17 protein-coding genes and 1 tRNA gene are annotated in these 15,152 nt (G+C 66.8%); 12 read left to right on the plus strand and 6 right to left on the minus strand.

Annotated features, from left to right (window positions below; genetic code table 11):
- Nucleotides 1–8: 8 nt before the first annotated feature.
- From EXE63_RS27325 to EXE63_RS27335, 3 genes are read right to left on the minus strand one after another with little or no spacing between them, the layout of a single operon-like run.
- Nucleotides 9–569 carry a hypothetical protein gene (locus EXE63_RS27325; RefSeq protein ID WP_168144527.1) on the minus strand — a complete coding sequence of 187 codons (561 nt, stop codon included), beginning with the start codon at nucleotides 567–569 and terminating at the stop codon, nucleotides 9–11.
- Complete coding sequence (locus EXE63_RS27330) at nucleotides 566–1,084, minus strand: ribonuclease FAU-1 family protein (protein ID WP_168144528.1); 519 nt, start codon at nucleotides 1,082–1,084, stop codon at nucleotides 566–568. Before EXE63_RS27330 ends, EXE63_RS27325 begins: the two co-directional genes overlap by 4 nt.
- A 1-nt stretch (nucleotide 1,085) precedes the next feature.
- Nucleotides 1,086–1,379 carry a hypothetical protein gene (locus EXE63_RS27335; protein ID WP_168144529.1) on the minus strand — a complete coding sequence of 98 codons (294 nt, stop codon included), beginning with the start codon at nucleotides 1,377–1,379 and terminating at the stop codon, nucleotides 1,086–1,088.
- 72 nt (nucleotides 1,380–1,451) lie between these two features.
- Here EXE63_RS27335 and uvrB point away from each other — a divergent pair, with 72 nt between their 5' ends.
- The 6 genes from uvrB (at nucleotide 1,452) to EXE63_RS27365 (ending at nucleotide 9,802) form a co-directional block, all read left to right on the plus strand.
- Nucleotides 1,452–3,626, plus strand: a complete 2,175-nt coding sequence (gene uvrB, locus EXE63_RS27340; protein WP_168144530.1) for an excinuclease ABC subunit UvrB — start codon at nucleotides 1,452–1,454, stop codon at nucleotides 3,624–3,626.
- A gap of 103 nt (nucleotides 3,627–3,729) precedes the next feature.
- Complete coding sequence (locus tag EXE63_RS27345) at nucleotides 3,730–5,133, plus strand: MFS transporter (protein ID WP_168144531.1); 1,404 nt, start codon at nucleotides 3,730–3,732, stop codon at nucleotides 5,131–5,133.
- Between the two features lie 62 nt (nucleotides 5,134–5,195).
- The gene (locus EXE63_RS27350; protein ID WP_168144532.1) at nucleotides 5,196–5,948 is read left to right on the plus strand and encodes a DUF899 domain-containing protein; all 753 of its coding nucleotides are present in this window, start codon (nucleotides 5,196–5,198) and stop codon (nucleotides 5,946–5,948) included.
- Between the two features lie 486 nt (nucleotides 5,949–6,434).
- Nucleotides 6,435–8,468 (plus strand): cellulase family glycosylhydrolase, encoded by a 2,034-nt coding sequence (locus EXE63_RS27355; protein ID WP_168144533.1) that lies wholly within the window; start codon nucleotides 6,435–6,437, stop codon nucleotides 8,466–8,468.
- An 83-nt stretch (nucleotides 8,469–8,551) separates the two neighbouring features.
- Nucleotides 8,552–9,652: a ferritin-like domain-containing protein gene (locus EXE63_RS27360; RefSeq protein ID WP_168144534.1), complete on the plus strand. Its 1,101-nt coding sequence runs from the start codon at nucleotides 8,552–8,554 to the stop codon at nucleotides 9,650–9,652.
- Between the two features lie 76 nt (nucleotides 9,653–9,728).
- Nucleotides 9,729–9,802: transfer RNA gene (locus EXE63_RS27365), tRNA-Cys, on the plus strand.
- 8 nt (nucleotides 9,803–9,810) lie between these two features.
- Here EXE63_RS27365 and EXE63_RS27370 read toward each other — a convergent pair.
- Complete coding sequence (locus tag EXE63_RS27370) at nucleotides 9,811–10,323, minus strand: hypothetical protein (protein ID WP_168144535.1); 513 nt, start codon at nucleotides 10,321–10,323, stop codon at nucleotides 9,811–9,813.
- Between the two features lie 50 nt (nucleotides 10,324–10,373).
- Nucleotides 10,374–10,919 (minus strand): RNA polymerase sigma factor, encoded by a 546-nt coding sequence (locus EXE63_RS27375; RefSeq protein ID WP_210000050.1) that lies wholly within the window; start codon nucleotides 10,917–10,919, stop codon nucleotides 10,374–10,376.
- Nucleotides 10,920–11,062: 143 nt separating this feature from the next.
- Between EXE63_RS27375 and EXE63_RS27380 the strand changes: the two genes are divergently transcribed.
- Genes EXE63_RS27380 through EXE63_RS27400 form a run of 5 tightly spaced genes read left to right on the plus strand, consistent with a single transcriptional unit; the run spans nucleotide 11,063 to nucleotide 13,359 of the window.
- Nucleotides 11,063–11,539, plus strand: a complete 477-nt coding sequence (locus tag EXE63_RS27380; RefSeq protein WP_168144537.1) for an Asp23/Gls24 family envelope stress response protein — start codon at nucleotides 11,063–11,065, stop codon at nucleotides 11,537–11,539.
- Nucleotides 11,536–11,835 (plus strand): hypothetical protein, encoded by a 300-nt coding sequence (locus tag EXE63_RS27385; RefSeq protein ID WP_168144538.1) that lies wholly within the window; start codon nucleotides 11,536–11,538, stop codon nucleotides 11,833–11,835. The genes EXE63_RS27380 and EXE63_RS27385 overlap by 4 nt, the downstream gene beginning before the upstream one ends.
- A gap of 24 nt (nucleotides 11,836–11,859) precedes the next feature.
- Complete coding sequence (locus EXE63_RS27390) at nucleotides 11,860–12,042, plus strand: DUF2273 domain-containing protein (RefSeq protein ID WP_168144539.1); 183 nt, start codon at nucleotides 11,860–11,862, stop codon at nucleotides 12,040–12,042.
- Nucleotide 12,043: 1 nt separating this feature from the next.
- Nucleotides 12,044–12,805 (plus strand): Asp23/Gls24 family envelope stress response protein, encoded by a 762-nt coding sequence (locus tag EXE63_RS27395; RefSeq protein WP_168144540.1) that lies wholly within the window; start codon nucleotides 12,044–12,046, stop codon nucleotides 12,803–12,805.
- A complete protein-coding gene (locus tag EXE63_RS27400; RefSeq protein WP_168144541.1) occupies nucleotides 12,802–13,359 on the plus strand; it encodes a hypothetical protein in 558 nt (185 codons plus the stop codon). Before EXE63_RS27395 ends, EXE63_RS27400 begins: the two co-directional genes overlap by 4 nt.
- Nucleotides 13,360–13,482: 123 nt before the next feature.
- On the opposite strand, the gene EXE63_RS27405 is transcribed toward EXE63_RS27400, so the two are convergent.
- Nucleotides 13,483–14,337, minus strand: coding sequence for an SDR family oxidoreductase (locus tag EXE63_RS27405; RefSeq protein ID WP_168145807.1), 855 nt, complete (start codon nucleotides 14,335–14,337; stop codon nucleotides 13,483–13,485).
- 272 nt (nucleotides 14,338–14,609) lie between these two features.
- On the opposite strand from EXE63_RS27405, the gene EXE63_RS27410 reads away from it, so the two are divergent.
- On the plus strand, nucleotides 14,610–15,053 hold the full coding sequence (locus tag EXE63_RS27410) for a universal stress protein (RefSeq protein WP_105363819.1): 444 nt from the start codon (nucleotides 14,610–14,612) through the stop codon (nucleotides 15,051–15,053).
- The last annotated feature ends 99 nt before the right edge of the window (nucleotides 15,054–15,152 follow it).

Below are 15,152 nucleotides of genomic sequence, written 5' to 3' on the forward strand. Positions count from 1 at the left end.
CTCGTGCGTCACTCCGCGGGAACGGCCTCCGAGGCAGGCTGCGGCGGATAGTCCGGCATGCCGGCCTCCGGCACCGGCGCGGGCAGGCCGCTCGCCGGATTATCCAGCGGTGCACCACACTTCATCACCCCGTACAGCGGATCGTCCTTGGCGCGAAACAGTCGCGGCGCGATGAACTGGTCGGCCTGCGCAACTACCTGGTCGTCGACCAGGATCTCGCAGTGCAGGTTCGAACCGTACGGCCACTGGATGGACAGCTCCATCCCGGCCAGATTGGGATCGGACAGCACCGTGTTCACTTCGAACGTCTGTCCCGGCAGCATGGTCGGCTGTTCGCTGTTGACGTTCTGATCGTCGGCCTTGTAGGCGACGACGGCGCCGCGCGAGGTGCCGTCCGCGCGGGCCCGGTAGGTGACGTTGTGCAGTAGGCCGGGTGCCGGCTCGGTCACTTCGGGCTGAGCGGGTTCGACGTCGGGTTCGGCATAAGCAGGTGCGGCAACCAGTTGGGCCGCGAACAGCAACGTGGCTGCCGCGGCAGCTGTCACTCCTGAACGCCTGGTGACACTCATGATCTTGACTTTACCGCTCGCCAGGTCAGCGTCACATCGTGTCCGTGCAACCACCGATCGAGGTCATAGTCGTGCCGGGCCAGGCCGTCCACCGTGGCGACGGCCGTCGCGACGGCCTGCTCGGCGCTGGCGGCGTCCAGCAGACCCTCGGAGACCGCGGCGAACAATTCGTCGATATCGGTCAGTTCGACGTCACGGCCGGTGCGCAGCACCAGATCCAGGTAGTGGTCCTCGGACTGCCAGCGTTCGGCGCCCGCGGTGTATCTGCCGATGTCCAGGTAGAAGTCCTGGTCACGCTCGTATCCGGGGTTGAAGTGGAAGACCGTGACCCGCAGATTCAGCGCCGGCAGCAGCCAGGTTTCCAGATAGTGGAACTGCGCGCGCCCCGGTGCAGGCCGGGCCATGTACAGGCCCCATGGGCGCACGACGAACTCCTCGACATCGCGCACGACGCCCTTGGGGTCGGTGTTGGAGCGGCCGCCGAGGTCGAACGTCTCACGTTTGGGAGGGTGCATGTCACCGCCGCCGGCGCAGGTCCAGCACGCGCGGACCCCTCCCGGCCGGACGCGTCATCAATCGCAGCACGGCGCCGATCACGATGGCCAGCCAACAACCGGTCCACAGCAGGTCGGCGGCCTCCAGCCAGCTGCACTGGCGCGACGGTCGCAGTCCGCCGTCGCCGCACGTGGAGCCCAACCGTGCGGCGATCTCGTCGGGGCCCGGCCATACCAGCAGGACCGCGCAGGCCAGGCCTGCGACCAGCAGGATCAGACCCAGCAGGCGCACTGCAACACGCACGGGTTCGGCCACGGCGTCACCGTATCGCGCACGTTGCGCCGGCGGGGAATGAACTTGTCGGACCGCACGCTTAACCTGGAGACCATGGCTTTCGCGACCGAACACCCCGTGCTGGCGCAGTCGGAGTATCGACCTGCTGCCGACGCCGTCGACGGCGTGGTACGTGCCGGTGGACACTTCGAGGTGGTCAGTGAGTACGAGCCGGCGGGGGACCAGCCGGCCGCCATCGCCGACCTGGAGCGCCGGGTGCGTGCCGGTGAACGTGACATCGTGCTGCTCGGTGCCACCGGAACCGGTAAGTCGGCGACCACCGCGTGGTTGATCGAGAAGCTGCAGCGCCCCACGCTGGTGATGGCGCCGAACAAGACGCTGGCCGCGCAGCTGGCCAACGAACTGCGGGATATGTTGCCGCACAACGCCGTCGAATACTTCGTGTCCTACTACGACTATTACCAGCCCGAGGCGTACATCGCGCAGACCGACACCTACATCGAGAAGGACAGCTCGATCAACGACGATGTCGAGCGTTTGCGGCACTCGGCCACCTCGAGTCTGCTGTCGCGTCGCGATGTCGTCGTGGTGGCGTCGGTGTCCTGCATCTACGGCCTTGGTACCCCGCAGTCCTATCTGGATCGGTCGGTGGAACTGAAGGTCGGCGACGATGTGCCCCGCGACGGGCTGCTGCGCCTGCTGGTGGACGTCCAGTACGACCGCAACGACATCGCGTTCACCAGGGGCTCCTTCCGGGTGCGCGGCGACACGGTCGAGATCATCCCGGCCTACGAGGAACTGGCGATACGCATCGAGTTCTTCGGGGACGAGGTCGAGGCGCTGTACTACCTGCACCCGCTGACCGGCGATGTGGTGCGCAAGGTGGACTCGGTGCGGATCTTCCCGGCCACCCACTATGTGGCGGGGCCGGACCGGATGGCCACGGCGATCTCCAGCATCGAAGCCGAACTGGAGGGCCGACTGGCCGAGCTGGAAGGCCAGGGCAAGCTGCTGGAGGCCCAGCGGCTGCGGATGCGCACCAACTACGACCTGGAGATGATGAAGCAGGTCGGGTTCTGCTCGGGCATCGAGAACTACTCCCGGCACATCGACGGCCGCGGGGCGGGGACGGCGCCCGCCACACTGATCGATTACTTCCCGGAGGACTTCCTGCTCGTCATCGACGAGTCGCACGTGACGGTGCCCCAGATCGGCGGTATGTACGAGGGCGATATGTCCCGTAAGCGCAACCTGGTGGACTTCGGCTTCCGGCTGCCCTCTGCCGTCGACAACCGCCCGCTGACCTGGGAGGAGTTCGCCTCCCGAATCGGCCAGACGGTGTACCTGTCGGCGACGCCGGGCAACTATGAGATGGCGCAGGCCGGCGGCGAGTTCGTCGAACAGGTGATCCGCCCGACCGGGCTGGTCGACCCGCAGGTGCACGTCAAACCCACCAAGGGCCAGATCGACGACCTGATCGGCGAGATCCGGCTGCGCACCGAACGTGATGAGCGGGTGCTGGTCACCACGCTCACCAAGAAAATGGCAGAGGACCTCACCGATTACCTGCTGGAGATGGGTATCCGGGTGCGCTACCTGCACTCCGAGGTGGACACCTTGCGCCGGGTGGAACTGCTGCGGCAGTTGCGCCTGGGCGAGTACGACGTGCTGGTCGGCATCAACCTGCTCCGCGAGGGCCTGGACCTGCCCGAGGTGTCTCTGGTGGCCATCCTGGACGCCGACAAGGAAGGGTTCCTGCGGTCGGCGCGCAGCCTCATCCAGACCATCGGCCGTGCGGCCCGCAACGTGTCCGGTGAGGTGCACCTCTACGCCGACAAGATCACCGACTCGATGAAGCAGGCGATCGACGAGACCGATCGCCGCCGGGCCAAGCAGATCGCCTACAACAAGGAGCACGGCGTCGATCCGCAGCCGCTGCGCAAGAAGATTGCCGACATCCTCGATCAGGTGTACCGGGAAGCCGATGACACGGAAGCCACCGTGGACGTCGGCGGGTCGGGACGCAATTCGTCCCGCGGTCGCCGCGCCCAGGGTGAGCCCGGCCGTGCGGTCAGCGCCGGGATCGTCGAGGGACGCGATACCGCGAACATGCCACGCGCCGAGCTCGCCGACCTGATCAAGGATCTCACCGAGCAGATGATGACTGCCGCGCGCGATCTCCAGTTCGAGCTCGCCGCGCGGATCCGCGACGAGATCCAGGATCTGAAGAAGGAGCTGCGCGGCATGGATGCCGCCGGCCTGAAGTAGTGCCTCGGGGCGAGCGGAGCGACGGGAAGCAACGCTCGGGGTGAGCGAAGCCACCGGAAATCACACTTGAGCTCAACAATGGTTGAGCTTCTAGATTGTCGGTGTGACCGACACTCAAGCGTTGACCGGCGGCAGCTGGCGTGACCTCCTCGGGCCGAAAAACCTTGGCGCCGCGACGGTTCTGGCCGGTGGCGTGGCGCTCTACGCCACCAACGAGTTCCTCACGATCAGCCTGATGCCCAGCGCGGTGGCCGAGATCGGTGGCCACCGCTACTACGCGTGGGTCACAACCGTCTATCTGGTCGCCTCGGTGGCCGCCGCGACCACCGTGAGCGCCACGCTGGCGCGGGTGGGCCCGAGATCGGCCTACCTCGGTGCGCTGACGGTGTTCGGCGTGGGCAGCGTGTTGTGCGCCGTCGCGCCAACCATGGAAATGCTGCTGGCGGGCCGCACGGTGCAGGGCGCCGCCGGGGGGTTGCTCGCCGGTCTGGGCTACGCCGTGATCAACGCCGCGCTGCCCCGCGCCCTGTGGACCAGGGCGTCCGCCCTGGTGTCGGCAATGTGGGGAGTGGGCACCCTGCTGGGCCCGGCCGCCGGCGGGCTGTTCGCCCAGTTCGCCTCGTGGCGTTGGGCATTCGGGGCGCTGGTCATCCTGACCGTCGCGATGAGCGTGCTGGTTCCGCTGGCGTTGCCCGGCCGGGCCCAGGGGGACAGCACGGCGGTGACCCGTGTCCCGGTGTGGTCGCTGATCCTGCTCGGCGCGGCCGCGCTGCTGGTCAGTGTGGCGGGAATCCTGCCCGACCTGTTGTCCACCGCCGCGGTGCTGGCCGCGGCGTTGGCCCTCATCGTGGTTTTCCTGGTGGTCGACCGGCGGCGAGTGGCCGGGGCGAGCGTGTTGCCTCCCACGGCGTTCCGGCCGGGACCGCTCAAATGGGTGTACCTGACGCTCGGTCTGCTGATGGCGGCGACGATGGTCGACATGTATGTGCCGCTGTTCGGGCAGCGGCTGGCCCACCTGGCGCCACTGACGGCCGGATTCCTGGGTGTCGCCCTGTCCGTCGGTTGGACGGCCAGTGAGATCGTCAGTGCCTCGGTGGACCGACGGAGCTCGGTGGTGCGCATCGTGCTCGTGGCACCGCTGGTGATGGCGATCGGGCTGGGCGCCGGCGCGCTGCTGGTGCGCGACGGCATGCCGGGGTGGCTCGCGCTGCTCTGGGCGCTCACCCTGGCGGTGACCGGAACCGGGATCGGGATGGCCTGGCCGCACCTGTCGGTCTGGGCGATGACCGGTGTCGACGACCCCAGCGAGGGGCCGGTGGCGGCCGCGGCGATCAACACCGTTCAGCTGATCTGCGGCGCTTTCGGTGCGGGAGTGGCCGGCGTCATCGTCAACCGCGCCGCCGGCGCCGAGGTTGCGGCCGCGCGCTGGCTGTTCGCCGGTTTCGCGGCGCTGGCGGTGGTCGGTGTCATCGCCTCCTGGCGCGCGGGTGGTCGAACGCCGAGATGAGTCTCGGGGCGTTGCGGAGTCTGCACACCAAGGTCCCCCTACGACTTCCGCTAGGAGAAACAATGTCGCAGAGCGCCGGATATCCCGACGTCGTATCGCGAGAACAGTGGTTGCAGGCGCGTCTGGAGCTGCTGGACGCCGAACGGGCGGCCACCCATCTGCGTGACGCCGTCAACGCCGAGCGCCGGCGGCTTCCGATGGTCAGGGTCGAGAAGGACTACCTCTTCGAGGGTCCGCGCGGACCGGCCCGTCTCATCGACCTGTTCGAGGGTCGCCCACAGCTCTATGTCCATCACTTCATGTGGCTCGATGACATCGATCAGGGCTGCCCCAGCTGCACAGCCGCCGCCGATCTGACGTTCACCGAATCCGACCGGACACTGCTCAGTGCGAAAGGCGTGACCTTCGCCTGCATTTCACGCGCACCGTACGCCAGCATCGCGCGCTACCGCGATGCGCACGGCTGGACATTTCCGTGGTACTCGACCGGTGACGGCGATTTCAGCTACGACTTTCATGTCACCCTGGATCCGGCGCGTGCCGAGGTGCAGTACAACTACAAGTCGCACGACGACCTGCGTCGCGATGGATGGACCGAGCGTGACCTCCGCGGTGACTGGCCCGGCGCCAGCGTTTTCCTGCGCCGCGGGCGCGAGGTATTTCACACCTACTCCGCCTACGCGCGGGGCCTGGACCATACGGCGGTCGGCTACCCGTTCCTGGACCTGACGCCCTACGGACGCCAGGAGCCGTGGGAGGACTCCCCACCGGGTTGGCCGCAGCGCGGGATCGCCGCGGGTATGCCGCACCAATAGCGGCCCCAGCGAACTTTTCCCACATTCCAGGATGATGCCTCCCCCGGGGCATCGAACCTCTCAGTTGACACGTGTTGTCTAGCGCAGGCGGTGGGACCCGTGTCCGCCGATCGGTCGACCCGAGAAGAATTTGCTGAAGGGTCAAAGAACTGAGCCGGTCCGGGCTGTTGTGGTTCGGGTCAACCCGAGTTGCGCATGGGGGAAATCGTTCCTAACTGGACTGTTGTGGCGGCAGGGATTGGCAGAACGGGCCGTCCGCCGCTCGCGACCGACCGCGGATCGTTTGCTAAAAATGCAATTCGCGGAGCGTGGACCTATATTGCGGAGTGGTAAATTGTTTGCCTTGAATTCGGCATCGGCGACATTCTGAGAATGGTGATATTACTTCCAGGTAAGTTGCGCAAATACGCGGCGCTTCGGCTAATTTCCGAGCAGTGTCAAGCCTGACATTGGTTGGTGTCGCGTCCTGGGAATTGGGTGGTCAATATGTGGAAATGCGTCCCACCGTCGGTGCGGGGTATCGCGAACAGAGTGGTCATCGGGGTGACCACGGCGGCGCTGGTCGCGGCCACCGGCAGCCATTTCGTGATGCCCGAGGCGAAGCAGCTCGTTTCGTACGAGGTGATGAATGTGGCGGCGATCGACGAGTCACCGACCACCGTTGGCATTGCCGACTCGAACATCTATTTCACCGACAGCCTCGATGAGGTGATGGAGCACCTCGACCTGATCGAGTCCCTGGGTGTCAAGAATGTCCGGCTCCTGGTGCCGTGGATCTTCATCCAGCAGCAGGATCCGATGGGCGGACCGGTGGACTGGGATCAGGACCTCGACTGGGCGAAACTCGACCAGATCGTCCAGGAGGTCGACCGTCGGGGTCTGGGCATCCTGGGTGTGCTGCAATGGTCACCCGACTGGGCGACCGAAGGAACGGTCGGCAGCGGGCATCCCACCGATGTACAGGATTTCGCCGATTTCGCGGCGGCGGTTGCGGAACGCTACCGCGATGAGATCACCGCCTACGAGGTGTGGAACGAACCGAACGCCTCGTTCTTCTGGAATCCGATCGACCCGGCTGAGTACACCAATCTGCTGAAGGCGGCCTACACCTCGTTGAAGGCCGTCAATCCGGATATCACGGTGGTCGGCGCGGTGGTGAGCGCCACGCTGACCTGGGGTGACACCACCATGAACCCGGTTGATTTCGTCGCAGCCATGTACGAGGCCGGCGCCGACGGCTTTTTCGACGCCATCTCGTTTCACCCGTACAACTTCGACACCAAGTTCTCCGAACAGGATGACCTCGACTGGCGGGAACTGATGCCGCTGTTCCAGGTGCAGAAGATCCGTGAGTTGATGGATCAGCACCTTGCGCCCGGGGAAGAACAGCTCAAGATCTGGATCAGCGAGTACGGCCTGCCCACCAGCGTGGTGACACCGGAGAAGCAGCTCGCTTTCATGACTGATCTGCTGAATGCATGGCAATCATTTTCCGGTGGCGGGCCCGTCTTTCTCTACACCACCAAAGACGATATGAGTGCAATCGGAGATGAACGATTCTTCGGGCTCTTCGACGAGAACGGAAATTTCAAAGGCGGTGAGGCGGCATACCAGGAATTCAAGCGGCTTATCGACTGCCTCGGTGGTTGCTCGCCGTCGAACCCGTCCAACCCCGTGGGATCGCTGCTGCAGTTCCTGCAACAGGTCATCACGCAAGTCCTGAGCTTCGTGCCGAACCTGGTAGCTGGAGTCGTGTCGGCCGTATCGAACCTGATCAGCTCGATCTTGAACGGTCTCTCCGGGCTTGCAGGGGGATCGGCCGCGCCGGCCGGGGTTGTCGGCGCTTCGCTGCGGTCCGCCATGGCAACCACCGATGCGGACGTGACCCCCGCCGCCCCGGTGACCGGTGATCTTGAATCGATCGAGGCCGGCACTGAGGCACCTGGCGCAGAGACGGCGGCGCAAGAGGTCGCGGTCGCCGAGGATCTGGTCGCCGTCGAGGACGCGGTGACCGAAGAGGTCGTCGCGGAGGTGCCGGTGGTTGAGGACGTGGTGACCGAAGAGGTCGTCGCGGAGGTGCCGGTGGTCGAGGACGCGGTGGCAGAAGAGGTCGTCGCCGAGGTGCCGGTGGTTGAGGACGTGGTGACCGAAGAGGTTGTCACGGAGGTGCCGGTGGTTGAGGACGTGGTGACAGAAGAGGTCGTCGCGGAGGTGCCGGTGGTTGAGGACGTGGTGACCGAAGAGGTCGTCGCCGAAACACCTGGCACCGAAGAGATCGTGTCCGAGGCACCCGCCGTCACGGACCCGACCACCACCGATGACGGTACGGACACGTCGGTGGATGAAGCCGGGGTCGCCGAGGGGTCGGCGCCGGAGCTGAGCGATAAATCGGTATCGAAGCTCACGGACACCGAGGAGCCGGCTGCCGAGACGAAGGTGACCCGGTCGGCACCCAAGGCCGGCGTGGGCAGCACGGCGCCCAGGCAGCGGTCGGTACGCAGCGTCCGGTCGAGCGCCTAGGAGCCGCATTCACGCTTGACGACCGGACCTCTCGAGCGCACTGTGATACACATCACGCGCGAGGTGTCGGGAGGACGTGTCAGATGTCGACCAGAGACAAATACACGGAGATCCCCGAGCCGTACTCGTGGCAGGTGCCGAGCGTCGGAGACGCACGCTTCACGTGGGAATACGACGGCGGACGTGCCCGTCTGCTCTCCCTTTATCAGAAGGGCAAGGACAAGCAGTGGGACGCCCAGTCCCGCATCGACTGGAGCCAGGACGTCGACCCGCTGAACCCGATCGGGCTGCCCGACGAGTTCCACCCGCTGTTCGGCAGCCCGATGTGGGACGCCGCCGATGACGCCCGTCGCGCGGAGTTCCGCCGGCACTCCCAGTCCTGGCAGTTCTCGCAATTCCTGCACGGCGAGCAGGGGGCCATGGTGTGCGCGGCCAAGATCGTCGAGGTGGTGCCCGACATGGACGCCAAGTTCTACGCGGCCACCCAGACCATGGACGAGGCACGGCACGTCGAGGCGTTCGCAAAGTTCCTGCAGGACAAGGTCGGAATGGTCTACCCGGTCAACACCAACCTGACCGCGCTGCTCGAGGACACCCTGCGCGACTCTCGTTGGGACATGCCGTATCTGGGTATGCAGGTGCTCATCGAAGGGCTCGCGCTGGCCGCGTTCGGGGTGCTGCGTGATCTGACACCGCCGTCGTCGCTGGCCAAACAACTGCTGGCCTATGTCATGCAGGACGAAGCCCGGCACGTGGCATTCGGGCGAATCTCGCTGAAGGACTACTACGCCGCGCTCACCACCGCCGAACGTGACGAGCGCGAAGAGTTCGTCGTGCAGGCCTGCTATCTGATGCGCGACAGGTTCCGCGGCGAGGAGGTGTTCGAAACGCTCGGGCTCGATGTCAAGGAATGTTCCGAATGGGTCGAGCACTCGCCACTGATGATTCAGTTCCGCTCGCACCTGTTCAGCCGAATCGTGCCGATCGTCAAGGACATTGGCCTCTGGGGCGACAAGGTGCAGAAGGCGTTCGCGGACATGGGGGTGCTCGACATGGCCGCCTTCGACATCGACGCGCTGATGAAGGCCGACGAGGATCAGGCGGACGCGCTGGAGAAGGCACACGCCGAGATGGCGGTCCGGGTCGATGAAGTGGACCAGGCGATCGCGGCGGGCGCTGACTGAGTCTCGCGACCAATAGGAATCAGCGCGATCGAAACGATGTACCCGCAGTTTCGTCGATGGCAGGGTGATGTGTGCTGCGGGTGTGGCTGAGTGGCTAGGCACCGGCCTGCAAAGCCGTTTACACGGGTTCGATTCCCGTCACTCGCTCCAGCACAGCCCTACGGGCCGACGACCACCAGGTCGTCCCAGATGGCTGTGATCTCGGCGGAATTGTCGCCGATGGCCTCGCGCAGCACCAGTGCGGCACCCGCTCGCAGCGCGTCCCCGTCCTGCAGGTAGGTCCGGTCGCGTTCGTCGGCGCCGATGCCGATGAGGTGAATGTGCACCGCCGCCAGCGCACGGTCCTTGACCGTAACCTCCACGTCGGCGACCGCGGCCGCCACCGCGGCTGCCGGCTCGGCCAGCGCCCATGTCAACAGTTTGGCGAGCGCGATATGGCTGACGCCGATCCCCGGCTTCGAAGTCCGGATCAACTTGCCCTGACGCGGCAGCGCCGAAATGCGTTGCGCGATACCGGCGCGCAGCTGGCTCAGTGCGGAACCCGTTTCGGCCCAACGCGGATCGGCGTCGGCATCCGCTTCGGCGAGACCGGCGAAACGGCGCGTGGCATCAGCGATCCACGCCGCCGACTCGGCGGTCGCCTCGTAGTCGTCTTCGGCTGCCGTGCTCATGTGTCCTCCAGTCTTACCCACGTGGCTGCCGCTGTACAGCCGAGCGGTTCTCATGGACGAAACTCCTCGAGTGTTGTGGCCAGGCGTTTTCGGGTGCGCTGCAACAGGCCGCGTACCGAACCCTCCGTCGTGTGCAGCACCGTGGCGATCTCGGCCAACGGCAGGTCGTAGACCTCACGTAACCACCATGCGGCGCGGGCCGGATACGGCAGAGTGGCCAGTTCGCGGTGCAGCGCCGCCAAGAAGGCCGCATGCTCGGCCCGCTGTCCCGGGCCCGGCTGAACATCCACGGTCTCCGGAGCCGAATCGAGATCGCTCTGTGGGCGCCGCCGGCGCAGGGCGTCGATCGTCTTCCGTGACGCCAAGGAGTACAGCCAGGTCCGGAACTTGGACCGGAAGGCGAACGTCGGCAGCGCCTTCCACGCCGCGATGAACGTCTCCTGGACGATGTCGTCACAGTCGCTGGACTCAGGATAGGTTTGCCTGACAAATTTCAGCAACGCGGGTGCATGTCGCACGACCAGCACATCGAACGCTGCCGAGTCGCCCCGTTGAGCCCGTCGGGCAAGCGTCTCGTCGGGCAGTGAGTCCAGCACCCCGGCATGTTGTCCACAAAACGAAGAACTCAAACACAGTGTGTTCTACATCTCGTGGGCGTGCACATCGCGCACCCCGCCGCGTCTCACCCAGTGAGCCGGATGAACGCATCCGAGCTGGAAAGCAACCGAAGGAGACAACGATGACCGCCGCAACCCAGTCCCGTGAGGTCAGCTCTGCCGCCCAGGCCGACACCGCAGGCAAAGAACTGGAGAAGCTGGCATCCGACCACGGCGTGACCACCATCGCCGACGTCGTGGTGTCCAAGATCGCCGGTATCGCGACCCGCGAGGTGGACGGTGTGCATGATCTGGGCGGGCAGACCGCTCGGGTCGTCGGGAAACTTCGCGAGACTTTGCCAGGAAGCACGAGCCTCACCCAGGGCGTCAGCGTCGAGGTCGGCGAGCGGCAGGCGGCCGTCGACATCGGCATCGTCGCCGAGTACGGCGTGGCCATCCACGATCTCGCCGACGGGATCCGCAACAACGTCATCTCCGCGGTCGAGAACATGACCGGTCTCGAAGTGACCGAGGTGAACATCACCGTCCACGACGTCCATTTCGCCGAAGACGAGGACGGCACGGCGCTCGTGGCCGATGCACAGCCCCGGGTCCAGTGACCTCGAGTGAGCGGATCGATCTCGTCATCGCGGCGGTATCCGCCGTCGATGGCGTGATCGGTCTGCATTCTGGGCCGGGCGTGCCCGCCACGTATCTGCCGGGACGCATCGTCGGAGGAGTCCGGCTGGACGGCTCCGGGGGCAAAGTGCACGTGGTCCTCGAACTTCGATCGCCGCTGCTGGAAACCGCGGAGCGGGTACGACACGCCGCCAGCGCCGCCGCCGGAGTCCCCATCGATGTCGTCGTCGGCGATGTCTCGGCACCCGAATCAACCTCACCCCAAGCCAACAGATAGAACCCTCAACACATAGGAGAAGCAATGACCGAAAAGTTGCTGCTGCCAGGACTTTTCGCCGGGCTGCTGCTGGCCATCGCCGCCGTTGCAGGCGGATTGATCGGCTTCTTGCTGGCGCTCGTACTGGGTGCCGCCGGCGCGGCGATCGGTGCCCACCTGGACGGAACGATCGACCTGACCGCACTCGGTCGCGGGTCCGGGCGCTGACGTGACCAGCGATGTGACGGCGCAGTTGCACGCCGGGCGCGGGCGCACGGTCATCGACGACCGCGTACGCCGGCAGCTGGTCGAGCGAGCCGCACTCTCGGTGCCCGGTGTGGTGGCCCGACGCACCATGGTTCCCGGCCGCACCCTGCCCTCCGTCGGTATCAGCGGGGGACAAGGAGCCCAGACCGTCGACGTACAGGTAGCCGTCACCTGGCCGGTCGACGGTGCCGCGGTCCTGGACTCGGTGCGCGCGGCGGTGGCCGACGAGCTGGAGGCGGCCCTGGCCGAACGCCCGGACCGTGTCGACGTCGCGATCACCGTCGTCGAGTCCGATCGCACGCCGGCGCAGGTGGCCGATGCATACGACGCGGACCCGGCCGCTGAGCCGATCGGCGTCGCGCACCGACGCTTCGCGCCGCGGCGCGCCGCCACGGCCACCTACGGCGGGGTGCTCGTCGCCGCCGTCCTGATCGCGGCGGGAGGGGTGGCGATCCGGGATGCCCTCAGCTCCGCCGACCCGTGGATCGCGCCCCCACTGCGGTGGGTGGCCGATGCGCAGTGGCAGTGGTGGGTCTGGCCGATCGCCGCCGTGGCCGCCCTCATCGGGCTGCTGCTGCTCGTGTCGTCGGTGACCCCCCGGCGCCGGACACACGTCTCCGTGGGCGACCACATCTGGGTGCCCAGGAACAAGGTCCGGGACTGGACGGCCCCCGACGCTCTCACTCCCGACAACACCCTCGACAACGGAGGAGAACCCCGATGACGCCCTTCCTGCGGGTAACGGACCGGCTGCTCACCGCGGTGGCCGCCCTGCTGCTGCTGGCCGGGTCGGCGTGGGTGCTCGGCTACGGCCTCGACGTCGCATTCGCACGTACGGCCGCAGCCCGGATCGATGCTGCGGCGGTGGGCCGTGCCCCGGATTGGCAGTGGTGGTCGGTGGCGCTCGGCGCGGGCGGCGCGATCGCCGTGCTCATCGGCCTCTGGCTGCTTCTGCTGCATCTGCGGCCCCGATCGGTGCGGGCGATGGACACCGAACACGTCGGCGCGGTGGATCTGGCGCGGGTGGCCGATGCCGCGGCCGCCGACCTCGCCCGGCACCCCGCTGTGCAGTCGGCCAAAGCGGCGACCCGTACGGCGAGCGGGCGCCCGACGGTGCGCATCACCACCGATGTGCCGCCGACCACGACGGCCGCGCAGGTCCGCCGGCTCGCGCGGCACTGCGCCCAGGATGTGCGGCGTGCAGCCGACACCGATATCGAGTTCCAGCTGCTGGTGCGCCCGGTGCCCGCGGCCACGTCGCGGCCGAAGCCGGCCTGATGACGTCGCCCCGTGCAGACAGCGACGAGGGGACTGCACGGGGCGATTATCGGGGTCGCAACGTCTTTCGGTGGCGGCGCCAGCCAGCCCGGGACGCAGAGCAACCGGCCCGCACCGCTGCCGTCAGGCCTTCGGTGTGCCTCGGGCAAAGCGCCACAGGTAGCGCGGGAGCGCGCGGGCCGGCACACCGTTGGGCCAATCGTCCGTGCGGAAGAACGCATCTGTTCCGACGTCGACGAAAATGACGCTGCCGCACAGAAAATCGGCGGAATCCGACAGCATGAAGGTGATCCAGTCCGCCAGCTGGTCGGCCACGCCGAACCCGCCGACAGGAATCGGGAACCTGCGCACCGCCCTGCCCTCCATGGGCTCGGCGAGCTGGGCTTCCAGCAGCGGCGTCAGAATCGCGCCCGGCGCCAGCGCATTCAGCCGAATTCCCGCGCCCGCCCACAGCGGCGTCACCGCGTGCCGGCGCACCCACCGGCTGACCGCGATCTTGGAAGCCGCGTACATCAGTGCCGAACCGTGCCTGCCGAGCAGCCGGAGACTGCGGACCGCCTTGTCCGGGTCGTGTGCGAGCAGGGCGTTGATGGTGCGACGAGGCACCATCGGCACCGTGGTGGTGGAGTTGCTCGCGATCACGACCACCTTCGCGCGGTTCGCCGCGGCCAGGGCCGGACGCCATGCCAGGAGTGGTTCGACGACGCCGAGGAAGTTCACCTGTGCGATCAGCCGATTGCGATCTGTGCCGGATCCGGGACCCAGGCCGGCCGCCAGCACGGCCCCGTCGAGCACGCCACCCGCGGCCGCGAGCACCTCTGCTGCCGCGCTGCGTCGCCCCGCAGGCTCGGAGAGGTCTGCGATGATGTCGGCGTCGCGGAGGTCGACACCGATCACCCGGTGTCCGCATGCCGTGAGCTGCCGGGCCGCCTGTGCTCCCATGCCGGATGCCGATCCGGTGATGGCGTAAGTACCGATACCTCTCAACTTAAGTGACACCCGTCGCGTCATCTGTATCGGGTTGACCCGGCTCACTCCGGGGCCCGCATGCGGTCCGCAAACACCCCGACCGGGAGCGTCACCTTCCTCACTGATACCCCGCACGTGCTCGGTTTCGGACTAGCATCAACACCCGAACAGCGCCGACGAGACAGTGCAGGACGCGCCGCGTGTGGTGAATCGGCCCCACGGCCGTCGAGCAACGCGTTAATGTCTCGGGTGGCTTAGCAATCGACACTGGGAGGGCATGAATGAGCGCCTATCGGACCGTGGTGGTCGGCACGGACGGATCTGATTCGTCGTTGCGTGCAGTGGACCGGGCCGGGGAGATTGCCGGGGGATCGGGTGCACGAGTAATCGTCGCAACCGCCTACTTCCCGCAGAGCGAGGATCATCACGCCGCCGACGTCCTCAAGGACGAGGGCTACAAGGCCACCGGCAACGCACCTATCTACGCGATCCTGCGGGAGGCCACCGATCGGGCCAAGGCCGCCGGCGCCACCGAAGTGGTGGAGAAGGCCATCGTGGGTGCCCCCGTCGACGCGCTGGTCGAGCTCGCCGAAGCCGAGAAGGCCGACCTGCTGGTGGTCGGCAACGTCGGTCTGAGCACCATCGCGGGCCGCCTGCTCGGGTCGGTGCCCGCGAATGTGGCCCGTCGATCGAAGATCGACGTGCTCATCGTGCACACGTCCTGACCCTCGTCAGACTCACAGGCCGAGGCCCGGCGTCGCCGTCATGCGGTGGCGCCGGGCCTCGGCTTTTGGCGTGCCCGCGGCAACCTTTACAAATAGTCG

It is taken from the genome of Mycolicibacterium frederiksbergense (assembly GCF_012223425.1).
GTDB lineage: Bacteria > Actinomycetota > Actinomycetes > Mycobacteriales > Mycobacteriaceae > Mycobacterium > Mycobacterium frederiksbergense.

Excerpts from the sequence above, each read along its gene's own strand:
- EXE63_RS27400 (WP_168144541.1), top strand. The coding sequence starts at position 12,802 with ATGACGCCCTTCCTGCGGGTAACGGACCGGCTGCTCACCGCGGTGGCC.
- EXE63_RS27360 (WP_168144534.1), top strand. The coding sequence starts at position 8,552 with ATGTCGACCAGAGACAAATACACGGAGATCCCCGAGCCGTACTCGTGG.
- uvrB (WP_168144530.1), top strand. The coding sequence starts at position 1,452 with ATGGCTTTCGCGACCGAACACCCCGTGCTGGCGCAGTCGGAGTATCGA.
- EXE63_RS27370 (WP_168144535.1), bottom strand. The coding sequence starts at position 10,323 with ATGAGCACGGCAGCCGAAGACGACTACGAGGCGACCGCCGAGTCGGCG.
- EXE63_RS27325 (WP_168144527.1), bottom strand. The coding sequence starts at position 569 with ATGAGTGTCACCAGGCGTTCAGGAGTGACAGCTGCCGCGGCAGCCACG.
- EXE63_RS27330 (WP_168144528.1), bottom strand. The coding sequence starts at position 1,084 with ATGCACCCTCCCAAACGTGAGACGTTCGACCTCGGCGGCCGCTCCAAC.
- EXE63_RS27350 (WP_168144532.1), top strand. The coding sequence starts at position 5,196 with ATGTCGCAGAGCGCCGGATATCCCGACGTCGTATCGCGAGAACAGTGG.
- EXE63_RS27355 (WP_168144533.1), top strand. The coding sequence starts at position 6,435 with ATGTGGAAATGCGTCCCACCGTCGGTGCGGGGTATCGCGAACAGAGTG.
- EXE63_RS27380 (WP_168144537.1), top strand. The coding sequence starts at position 11,063 with ATGACCGCCGCAACCCAGTCCCGTGAGGTCAGCTCTGCCGCCCAGGCC.
- EXE63_RS27390 (WP_168144539.1), top strand. The coding sequence starts at position 11,860 with ATGACCGAAAAGTTGCTGCTGCCAGGACTTTTCGCCGGGCTGCTGCTG.
- EXE63_RS27410 (WP_105363819.1), top strand. The coding sequence starts at position 14,610 with ATGAGCGCCTATCGGACCGTGGTGGTCGGCACGGACGGATCTGATTCG.